Annotated in this window: 10 protein-coding genes; 4 read left to right on the forward strand and 6 right to left on the reverse strand. The window is 71.4% G+C overall.

What is annotated here, in order from left to right; genetic code table 11:
* Nucleotides 1–774, forward strand: a 774-nt coding sequence (locus tag FKV24_RS13830; protein WP_141482785.1) for a homoserine dehydrogenase family protein, incomplete at its 5' end; no start/stop codon positions are given.
* Between the two features lie 117 nt (nt 775–891).
* Here FKV24_RS13830 and FKV24_RS20145 read toward each other — a convergent pair.
* Together FKV24_RS20145 and FKV24_RS13840 are read right to left on the reverse strand one after the other, a co-directional pair.
* Nucleotides 892–2964, reverse strand: coding sequence for a glycosyl hydrolase family 18 protein (locus FKV24_RS20145; protein WP_425481643.1), 2073 nt, complete (start codon nt 2962–2964; stop codon nt 892–894).
* A 519-nt stretch (nt 2965–3483) separates the two neighbouring features.
* Nucleotides 3484–4866 carry an L-serine ammonia-lyase gene (locus FKV24_RS13840; RefSeq protein ID WP_141482786.1) on the reverse strand — a complete coding sequence of 461 codons (1383 nt, stop codon included), beginning with the start codon at nt 4864–4866 and terminating at the stop codon, nt 3484–3486.
* Between the two features lie 95 nt (nt 4867–4961).
* On the opposite strand from FKV24_RS13840, the gene FKV24_RS13845 reads away from it, so the two are divergent.
* Nucleotides 4962–5216, forward strand: coding sequence for a glutaredoxin family protein (locus FKV24_RS13845; protein ID WP_111265678.1), 255 nt, complete (start codon nt 4962–4964; stop codon nt 5214–5216).
* On the opposite strand, the gene FKV24_RS13850 is transcribed toward FKV24_RS13845, so the two are convergent.
* Nucleotides 5117–5668: a helix-turn-helix domain-containing protein gene (locus FKV24_RS13850; RefSeq protein WP_141482787.1), complete on the reverse strand. Its 552-nt coding sequence runs from the start codon at nt 5666–5668 to the stop codon at nt 5117–5119. The genes FKV24_RS13845 and FKV24_RS13850 overlap by 100 nt on opposite strands.
* Nucleotides 5669–5742: 74 nt before the next feature.
* Between FKV24_RS13850 and FKV24_RS13855 the strand changes: the two genes are divergently transcribed.
* Complete coding sequence (locus tag FKV24_RS13855; RefSeq protein ID WP_141482788.1) at nt 5743–6639, forward strand: class I SAM-dependent methyltransferase; 897 nt, start codon at nt 5743–5745, stop codon at nt 6637–6639.
* The gene (locus FKV24_RS13860; RefSeq protein ID WP_141482789.1) at nt 6636–7157 is read left to right on the forward strand and encodes a DUF2938 domain-containing protein; all 522 of its coding nucleotides are present in this window, start codon (nt 6636–6638) and stop codon (nt 7155–7157) included. Before FKV24_RS13855 ends, FKV24_RS13860 begins: the two co-directional genes overlap by 4 nt.
* Nucleotides 7158–7184: 27 nt before the next feature.
* On the opposite strand, the gene FKV24_RS13865 is transcribed toward FKV24_RS13860, so the two are convergent.
* The 3 genes from FKV24_RS13865 to FKV24_RS13875 are packed head-to-tail and all read right to left on the reverse strand — an operon-like array spanning nt 7185 to nt 9183.
* Nucleotides 7185–7766, reverse strand: a complete 582-nt coding sequence (locus FKV24_RS13865) for a YceI family protein (protein ID WP_141482790.1) — start codon at nt 7764–7766, stop codon at nt 7185–7187.
* 11 nt (nt 7767–7777) lie between these two features.
* Nucleotides 7778–8350, reverse strand: coding sequence for a cytochrome b (locus FKV24_RS13870; RefSeq protein ID WP_141482791.1), 573 nt, complete (start codon nt 8348–8350; stop codon nt 7778–7780).
* The gene (locus tag FKV24_RS13875; RefSeq protein ID WP_141482792.1) at nt 8347–9183 is read right to left on the reverse strand and encodes a YceI family protein; all 837 of its coding nucleotides are present in this window, start codon (nt 9181–9183) and stop codon (nt 8347–8349) included. Before FKV24_RS13875 ends, FKV24_RS13870 begins: the two co-directional genes overlap by 4 nt.
* Nucleotides 9184–9309: the final 126 nt, after the last annotated feature.

Here is a 9309-nt window from a genome sequence, read left to right on the forward strand (position 1 = left end):
GCGCGTCATGCCGGCTGGCTTTCGGCCGGCATCGACGTGGTCACCGCCTGCAAGCTCGCGCGCGGCACCGCGCTGTCGGACTGGCGCGCGGTCGAGGATGCCTGTGCGCTCGGTGACAGTCGCTATGGCGATGCCGCCACCGTCGGCGCCGGCCTGCCGTTGCTGCGCTCGATCCGCGAACTGCGCGCCGGCGGCGACCGCATCCATGCGGTGGCTGGGGTGCTGTCAGGCTCGCTGGCCTGGCTGTTCAACTATTACGACGGCCTGCGCCCGTTCTCCGGCTTCGTCCGCCAGGCCCGCGACGCCGGCTACACCGAGCCCGATCCGCGCGAGGACCTGTCCGGCGAGGATGTCCGCCGCAAGCTGCTGATCCTGGCGCGCGCGGCCGGGGTGCCGTTGGAGCAGGACGCGGTCGAGGTCGAATCGTTGGTGCCCGCGGGGCTGGCCGCGCTGCCGCGCGAGGCCGTCGACGCGGCCCTGCCGCAGCTCGACCCGCTGCTGCGCGAGCGCTATGCGCAGGCCTACCGCAACGGCGACACGTTGCGCTTCATCGCCCGTCTGGAACGCGAGGGCGCGGGCTGGAGCGCCAAGGTCGGGTTGGCGGCGCTGGCCGCCGATCATCCGCTCGCCGGCGGTGCCGGCACCGACAATCGGGTCGCGATCTGGTCGGACCGTTACGACGCGCAACCGCTGCTGATCCAGGGGCCCGGCGCGGGCGCGACGGTCACCGCCGCCGGTCTGCTCGACGACGCGTTGCGGATCGCGCGCGGCTGAGGCGATCGCAGGACCACGCTTCGCGACGAAAAACCGGGGCGCCGGGCCCGAGGGGGTAGCCGGCGCCCCGAGGCCCCGCGGCGTCGGCCGCGGGGCAAGCGGGAACCGCTGGGCGGCTTATTTCAGGCCGTCGCCGATGGTGCGGGTCAGGGTGCCCTGGGCGTCGTCGCCGCTGAACTCCCAGAAGAAAGCACCGCCGAGGCCCTGCGCCTTCACGTAGTTCATCTTCTCGGTGATCAGCGCCGGGGTGTCGTAGCTCCAGAAGGTGTTGCCGTCGTACTTCCACGTCGCCCGCGCGTTGGCGTCGGTGTGGATCGTGCCGGCCTTGTTCTTGATCACCTTCCAGTCCTCGATGCCGGCCTCATAGGTGCCCTGCGCCGCCGAACCGCTCTGGTAGAGGCCGTTGTCGACGTTGGCCACGCCGGTCCAGCCGCGGCCGTAGTAGCCGATGCCGAGGTTCAGCTTCGATGCCGGCACCCCGCGCGACAGGAACGCCTCGATCGCATCGTTGGAGTTGTAGAAGCGCTGGTCGCCGGTCGAGGGGTCGTTGGGCGAGTCGAACAGGGCCGAGTGATGGTTGGTCTGCGGATCCCACGCGCCGTGGAAGTCGTAGGTCATCACGTTGATGAAATCCAGGTACGGGTGGTACGCGCCCGGATCGGTGACCCTGATCTTGTCGACGCCGGCGCCGGCGGCGATCGTCAGCAGCAGGCCCGGACGCACCGCGTCCAGCTGGCGGCGGAACTCGGCCATCAGCGCGGTGAAGTTGGCGTTGTCCTCGGGGGTGCCGCAGCTCAGGCCGCAGGCGGCCGGGTACTCCCAGTCGACATCGATGCCGTCGAACACGCCCGCCGCCGCGCCGATACCGCCGGCGCCGTCGGTGACCGGCAGGTTGCCGCGGATGTAGGCGTCGATGCAGGAGGCGACGAAGGCCTCGCGGTTGGCCGGCTTGGCCGCCTCGGCGAAGCCGCGCGACCAGGTCCAGCCGCCGAGCGAGATCAGCACCTTGATGTTCGGGTACTTGGCCTTGAGCTCCTTGAGCTGGTTCCAGTTGCCGCGCAGCGGCTGGTCCCAGGTGTCGGCCACGCCGTCGACGCTTTCGGCGGCGGAGAACGCCTTGGTGTAGTCGGCGAACGCATCGCCGCCTTCGCCGGTGTTCGGGTTGGACGGGATGGTCCGGCCGACCTCGCAGCGGTTGTTGCGGACGTTGCCGAACGCGTAGTTGATGTGGGTCAGGTGGGCGGCCGCGCCGCTGGTGTCGATGTGCTTGACCCGGTAGTTGCGGCCGTAGATGCCCCACTGGGTGAAGTAGCCGATCACCCGCTTGTCGCCGGCGGGCGGATCGCCGCCGTCGCGGGTCGACACGTTGATCGCCGCGCTCTGCGCCGAGGCGTTGCCGGCGACGTCGCGGGCGCGCACGCGATAGCTGTAGCCGGTGTTGGCGCTCAGGCCGCTGTCGGTGAACGAGGGCTGCGACGGGCTGCCGACCAGGCTGCCGTCGCGGTAGACGTCGTAGCCGGCGACCCCGCTGCCGCCGGGGTTGTCGGTCGACGCGTTCCAGCCCAGGGTGATCGAGCTGGCGGTCTGGCTCGGCGAGGCCAGCCCGGAGGGCACGCTCGGCGCGGTGTCGTCGACCGGCGGCGGAGTGTTGTCGACGGTGATCGTCACCTGGGTCGAGGTGGTGCTGGCGCCGTCGTCGTCGGTGGCGACCGCGGTCAGCACGTGGGTGCCGGCGCTGGCATCGCTCCAGCTCGCCTGCCAGGGCGCGCTGGTGTCGGTGCCCAGCGACACGCCGCCGCGGAAGAACTGCACGCTGGCGACGGTGCCGTCGCTGTCGCTGGCCGAGGCGCTGATCGCGATGTCGCTGCCCTCGGCGAAGTGGGCGCCGTCGGACGGCGCGGTCAGGGCCACGCTCGGCGCGACGTTGTCGCCGCCGCCGTCGCAGGCGCCCAGGTCCTGGTACCAGCCGCAACTGGGGCAGTGGGTCGGCGGCGCATTCCAGATCGGAATGTTGGCGCTGTACAGGCGGCCCTGGTACTGCAGCTTGTCGCCGGGGTTGTAGACGGTGGCCGCATCCCACTCGGGGACGCCGGCGCACGAGGCGGCGAGGGCGGCCTGGGGGGCCAGTGCCAGCGCGGCGAGCATGCCGGTCGACAACAGACTTCTCGACAACAGGCCTTTCGACAGCATCGCTTTGGACAACAACCGTCTTGCCGACAGACTTCCGGGTCCTGCGTGTTTCATGAGTGTCTCTCCCTGGAACGATGTGATGTGAAGCCGCCGACCGTGTCGGGCCGGCGCCAAACCCCTCGTTGACTCACAAAACGAAGGCGCCCTGGCCTTCGGAACCGCGTGGGAGGCTGCGGCCTCCTCGAATGCCGCCCTGTGCGATGCGTTGCGTCCGGACCGGTGCCGGGCCGCGCTGTCTGGGCCCGATGCCGGCGCCCGGTCGCATTCGTTCGCAGGCGTGTTCGGCCCCGACGCTGCGTCCAATTGATATCGTTGTCAATAAATAAACAAAGGCTTTGCGGCGGTGTTCACACACTGAGATTGACTTGAGAGGTCAATTGGCTGGCTTGTATTGCGGCGCAGCATGCCGCGGGCGCGCCCAGGCCGTCGCGATGGCGCGACGGCTCAAGCGCGCGGCCCGGCGTACGCGGGCGCACAGGGAGGAGAGGGCTGAGGGGTGGGGCGCGGCGGGGGACCGCCTCAGCACTCGATCACGTTCACCGCGAGGCCGCCGCGCGAGGTTTCCTTGTACTTGTCGCGCATGTCGCGGCCGGTGTCGCGCATGGTCTTGATGACCTTGTCGAGGCTGACCTTGTGCTTGCCGTCGCCGCGCATCGCCATGCGGCTGGCGTTGATCGCCTTGACCGCGCCCATCGCGTTGCGCTCGATGCAGGGGATCTGCACCAGCCCGCCGATCGGGTCGCAGGTCAGGCCGAGGTTGTGCTCCATGCCGATCTCGGCGGCGTTCTCGATCTGGCCCGGGCTGCCGCCGAGGGCGGCGGTCAGGCCGGCGGCGGCCATCGAACAGGCGACGCCGACCTCGCCCTGGCAGCCGACCTCGGCGCCGGAGATCGAGGCGTTCTCCTTGTACAGGATGCCGACCGCGGCGGCGGTCAGCAGGAAGTCGCGCACCCCCTGCAGGGTCGAGCCGGGGATGCAGCGGTCGTAGTAGTGCAGCACCGCCGGGATGATGCCGGCGGCGCCGTTGGTCGGCGCGGTGACCACGCGGCCGCCGGCGGCGTTCTCCTCGTTGACCGCCAGCGCGTAGAGGTTGACCCAGTCCAGGGTGGTCAGCGGGTCGCGCATCGCCGATTCCGGGCGCGAGGACAGCTCCGCATACAGGGCCGGCGCGCGTCGCGAGACGTGCAGGCCGCCGGGCAGGGTGCCGCTCTCGCGGATGCCGCGCTGCACGCAGGACTGCATCGCTTCCCAGATCTCGTCGAGGCCGGCGTCGATCTGCTCGCGCGAGCGCCAGGCCTGCTCGTTGGCGTACATCATCTGCGCGATCGCGATGCCCTCGCGGGTCGCGGTGCCGATCAGTTCGTCGCCGGAATGGAACGGATAGGCGACCTCGGTGGTGTCGGCGACGATGCGGTCCTCCGCGGCCTCGTCCTGGTTGACGACAAAGCCGCCGCCGACCGAGTAATAGTCGCGGGTCGCGATCACGTTGCCGTCGGCATCGAAGGCGGTGAAGCGCATGCCGTTGGTGTGGAACGGCAGTTTCTGCCGCTTGTTCATGATCAGGTCGTGCTTCTCGTCGAAGCCGATCTCGTGGATGCCGTGCAGCTTGATGCGCCTGGATGCGCGGATCCGCTCCAGCGCCGGCGGGATCAGGTCCGGGTCGATCAGGTTCGGCCAGTGGCCTTCCAGGCCCATCAGCACGGCCTTGTCGGTGCCGTGGCCGCGGCCGGTCAGGGCCAGCGAGCCGAACACCTCGGCGCGGACGCGCGCGGTGCGCTCCAGGTCGCCGTTGTCGACCAACCAGCGCTCGACGAAGCGGGCGGCGGCGCGCATCGGGCCGACGGTATGGGAGGAACTCGGGCCGATCCCGATCTTGAACAGGTCGAAACAGCTGACAGCCATGAAACCACTCCGGTGTGTCCCCGCGAGGGATGGCAGGCGGGGCGACGCCTTATTCTACGGGGCCGCCCCCGACCGTTCGCTAGCGTCCGGCTCCGATGACCGAATCCCGATCCGCAAGCCTTCCGCGGCTGGTGCTCTACCAGCGCGACGACTGCCACCTCTGCGACCTCGCCCTGGAGGTGCTCGCGCAGGCGCGTGCGCCCGAGTTCGACAGCGTCTTCATCGACGACGACCCGGTGCTGGAGGCGCGCTATGGCATCCGCGTGCCGGTGTTGCGCGAGCCTGAAGGCGGCGCCGAGCTGGACTGGCCCTTCGACGCCGACCGGGTCCGCGACTTCCTCGCCGGCTGAGGCGTCGGCAGCCCCGGCTTCCGCCGCGCCCGTTCCGGCACCGCGATCACCCCGCTGGTGGCGGCACGGACGATGCGGCGGAAGGTCGGACATTCCATGTGGCTGGGCGCCGGACAGGCGGCGGCATGGCGCAGGCCGTCGCGCATCGCCGCCAGCCGGTGGATCGTCGCGTCCAGCGCCTCGGCCTTCTGCGCCAGCACGGCGCGATCGATCCGGTGCCGGCCGTCGGCGGCCAGCATCGGTGCGATCTCGTCCAGCGAGAAGCCGGCCGCGCGTCCCAGCGCGATCAACGCCAGCCGCTCGAGCACGCTGGCCGCGTACTGGCGGCGCAGGCCGTGGCGGCCGACCGGTGCGATCAGGCCCTTGTCCTCGTAGTGGCGCAGGGTCGAGGCCGGCAGGCCGCTGCGGCGCACGACCTCGGCGATATCCAGTTCGTTGGCGTGGCCGCCCATGGGCTTGACTTCAAGTCGACTTGAAGTTGCAGGATGCGCCCATCCACGACCACAGGCAAGCGGGAGGACTTTCGATGCACAGCGCAACCACGACGGCCACGGCGTCCGCCAGCGAGGCCGGCAACGACCAGGCCGCGCTCTGGAACGGTACCGGCGGACAGGCCTGGGTCGACAACCAGGACCTGCTCGACCACCTGTTCCAGCCGCTGGCGGCGCGTCTGGCCGATACGGCCGGGGCGGTGTCGGCGCGGCGCGTGCTCGACATCGGCTGCGGCACCGGTGCGACCACGCGGGCGGTGGCGCGGGCGCTGGATGCGGGCGGCGAGTGTCTCGGCGTCGACGTGTCGGTGCCGATGATCGAAGCCGCGCGGGCGCGCGAGGCGCTGCCCAACGCCCGCTTCCTGGTCGCCGACGCGCAGCGCCATGCGTTCGAGACGGCCGCGTTCGACATGCTGGTGTCGCGCTTCGGGGTGATGTTCTTCGACGACCCCGCGGCCGCCTTCGCCAATCTCCGCCGCGCGGCCGCCCCGGGCGCCCGGCTGTGCGTGCTGGCGTGGCGCGGCCCGGACCAGAACCCGTTCATGACCGTGGCCGGACGCGCCGCCGCGCCGCTGCTGCGGGAGGCGGCCATGCCATTGCCGGCGCCGGCTCCCGGTGCACCGGGACAGTTCGGCTTCGCCGATCCGGAGCGGGTGCGGCGGATACTCGATGCCGGCGGCTGGCGGGACATCGAGATCCAGCCGCTGGACATGGGTTGTGGCATGCCCGAATCCGCGCTGGAGCGCTATTTCACCCGGCTGGGGGCGTTGGGGCAGGCGCTGCATCGGGTCGATAGTGCCACCCGGGCCCGCATCGTCGCGGCCGTGCGCCCGGCCTTCGACCCCTTCGTCGACGGTGAATCGGTCCGTTTCGACGCCGCCTGCTGGCAGATCGAAGCGCGCAGCGGCGACCCGGCCGGGGTGCGGCGATGAGCACGACCGGCGAGGCCCTGATCGCCGCCGCGGTGATCGGTGTCGGCGCGACCGCGCTGATGGACCTGTGGGCGTTCGCGCGCCAGCGCCTGAGCGGCGTGCCTCCACTGGACTTCGCCCTGGTCGGCCGTTGGCTGGGCTGGATGCCGCGCGGCCGTTTCCGGCACGCGCCGATCGCGGCCTCGCCGGCGGTGCGTGGCGAGAAGGCGATCGGCTGGACCGCGCACTACCTGATCGGTATCGCCTTCGCCGGCGTGCTGCTGGCGATTGCCGGGCCCGGCTGGGCCTGCGCGCCGACCCTGGTGCCGGCGCTGGCGGTCGGGGTCGGCACGGTGGCCGCGCCTTTCCTGCTGATGCAGCCCGGCATGGGCGCGGGCCTGGCCGCCCGCCGCACTCCCGATCCGGCCACCGCGCGCCGGCGCAGCCTCACCGCGCACGCGGTGTTCGGGCTGTGCCTGTACCTCGCGGCGTGGATGGCGAAGCTGGCCGGCCTGCTGCCGCCGGGCCTGTGCGGTTGAGGCCGGTCTGTCCGGCCCCGCTCCGGCTCACTTGGCCTGGAAGAACACCTTGGTGCTGACCGCGACCTCGTTGGGCAGGTCGGCGGTGTCGGCCCAGTCGCCGGCGCCGACGTCGAAGTCCAGCCGCTTGACCGTGGCCTTGCCGGCCAGCACCGGGCGCTCGCCCGGGGTCCAGGTGAAGGTCAGGGTCACCGGCTTGCTGATCCCGCGCAGGCTGAGGGTGCCGTCGGCGGCGTAGCGGTCGTCGCCGAGCGCGCGGAAGCCGGTCGCGGTGTAGCGCGCCTGCGGGAAGCGCGCGCTGGCGAAGAAGTCCGAGCCCAGCAGGGTCTCGTCGCGCTCGGGATTCCTGGTGCTGGCGGTCGCCAGCGGGATCACCACGTCGAGCCGGGCCGCGGCCGGGTCGGCCGGATCGAAGCTCAGGGTGGTCTTGAAGTCCGGGAAGCGGCCGACGAAGACCTCGCCCTGGTACTGGCTGGCGAAGGTCAGCGCCGAACCGGGCACCTGCTCGTAGTCGGCGGCGAGGGCATTGCCGGCGGCCATCGAGGCCAGCAGCAGCGGCAGCGACAGCAGGCGCTGCACGGACGGAATGCGGCGGGAAGGCTTGGACATGGGGGTTCTCGCTATCGGGAGGTGGGGGATGCCTTGCGGCGGCGCGGCAGCATCCGGGTCAGGGTGTCGTCGCGCTGGAAGATGTGGTGGTAGAAGGCGGCGGCCACGTGCAGCGCGACCAGGGCGACCAGGACCCAGAACAGCCATTCGTGCGCCTCGTGGGCGAGATCGCGCAGGCCCTCGTTCGGCGCCGACAGCTTGGGTACCGTGAACAGGCCGAACCACTTCAGCGGGCGCAGGCCGCTGGCCGAGTCGTACAGCCAGCCCGACAGCGGGATCGCGAGGATCAGTGCGTACAGCGCCCAGTGGGTGAGCCCGGCGATCCGCGCCTGCCAGGTCGGGGTGCCGGCGACCGGCGCCGGGCTGCCGGCGTACAGGCGCCAGCCCAGCCGCAGCACGACCAGGGCCAGCACCGCCAGACCGGTCGACTTGTGCAGGTCGTAGACCCAGAAGTACTTCGGCGACTTGGGCAGGGAGTCCAGGCTCAGGCCGACCACGGCGAGGATCAGGATCAGCAGCATGATCAGCCAGTGCAGGAACTGGCTGACGCCGCCCCAGCGGTCTGCGGTGTTCTTCAGGGTCATGGCGTGGGCTCGTCGTCGTGGTTGCGGTCGCCGGCGGCGGCGCCGTCGGGGTCGGGAGGCGTGTCGCCGGAAGCCGGAGCGGCCTGCTCCAGCGCGGCTTCGGCCGCGGCCTCCAGTGACGGGTACGTGTTGGCGGTGTCGTGGGTTACGTCGGCGGCCCCGGCCTCGGCCGCCTCGTCGTTGACCGGATCGAGCGCGGCGACCGCGCCGGAGTCGCGCACCGCCTCCGCCTCGATCCTCAGCTCGACCTCGTCGCCGATCACCGAGCGCCAGGCGTCGATGCCGAAGTCCGCGCGGCTGAGGACGCCACGGGCGGAGAAGCCGACCGTGCGCCGGAACGGCGGCAGCGGATGGCGGGCGACGCCGTTCAGGGTGACCTCGAGGCATTGCGGGCGGACCTGGCCGCGTAGGCTCAGCTCGCCGCAGACGGTCGCGTGGTTCGGGTCGTGCCCGGTGACCGCGGTCGACACGAATCGCGCCTCGGGGTGACGATCGGTGTCGAGCAGCGCGTTGCCGGCAACCGCGCGGTTCCAGTCCTCGTCGCCGAAATCCAGTTGCGCCAGCGGCACCCGCACGTCGAGCCGGGCCCGGCTCCAGTCGTCGGGATCGAACAACAGCCAGCCCTGGCTGCCGGAGACCGTGCCCAGCGCCTTCGAGAAGCCGGCGTGGCCGACCGCGACCAGCACCCGGGTATGCACCGGGTCCAGCGCATAACCCGGCGGCGCGGCGGTGGCCGTGCCGGCAGCGGTCGACAGCGCCACCGCGCAGGCGAGCGTGCGCACGGCCGTGGCGGCGGTCGGGGCGCGGGTGGCGAAGGCGGCTGGCAAGGGCATTCGGGGCGAAGGGGTGAATGGCGGGAGCGGCTGCGCGGTTGCCGACACCATACCAATCGGCCGTACATAAAAATGTAGACGCCGATGGCAACGGTTTGTTCCGGCCGTGGCGTCATCCTCCACGGG

Origin of the sequence: Marilutibacter maris (assembly GCF_006546735.2) — a bacterium.
Classification (GTDB): Bacteria; Pseudomonadota; Gammaproteobacteria; order Xanthomonadales; family Xanthomonadaceae; genus Marilutibacter; species Marilutibacter maris.

What these genes read in the sequence shown, in the direction of transcription:
- FKV24_RS20145 (WP_425481643.1), bottom strand. Translation starts at nt 2,964, where the DNA reads ATGCTGTCGAAAGGCCTGTTGTCGAGAAGTCTGTTGTCGACCGGCATG.
- FKV24_RS13840 (WP_141482786.1), bottom strand. Translation starts at nt 4,866, where the DNA reads ATGGCTGTCAGCTGTTTCGACCTGTTCAAGATCGGGATCGGCCCGAGT.
- FKV24_RS13845 (WP_111265678.1), top strand. Translation starts at nt 4,962, where the DNA reads ATGACCGAATCCCGATCCGCAAGCCTTCCGCGGCTGGTGCTCTACCAG.
- FKV24_RS13850 (WP_141482787.1), bottom strand. Translation starts at nt 5,668, where the DNA reads ATGGGCGGCCACGCCAACGAACTGGATATCGCCGAGGTCGTGCGCCGC.
- FKV24_RS13855 (WP_141482788.1), top strand. Translation starts at nt 5,743, where the DNA reads ATGCACAGCGCAACCACGACGGCCACGGCGTCCGCCAGCGAGGCCGGC.
- FKV24_RS13860 (WP_141482789.1), top strand. Translation starts at nt 6,636, where the DNA reads ATGAGCACGACCGGCGAGGCCCTGATCGCCGCCGCGGTGATCGGTGTC.
- FKV24_RS13865 (WP_141482790.1), bottom strand. Translation starts at nt 7,766, where the DNA reads ATGTCCAAGCCTTCCCGCCGCATTCCGTCCGTGCAGCGCCTGCTGTCG.
- FKV24_RS13870 (WP_141482791.1), bottom strand. Translation starts at nt 8,350, where the DNA reads ATGACCCTGAAGAACACCGCAGACCGCTGGGGCGGCGTCAGCCAGTTC.
- FKV24_RS13875 (WP_141482792.1), bottom strand. Translation starts at nt 9,183, where the DNA reads ATGCCCTTGCCAGCCGCCTTCGCCACCCGCGCCCCGACCGCCGCCACG.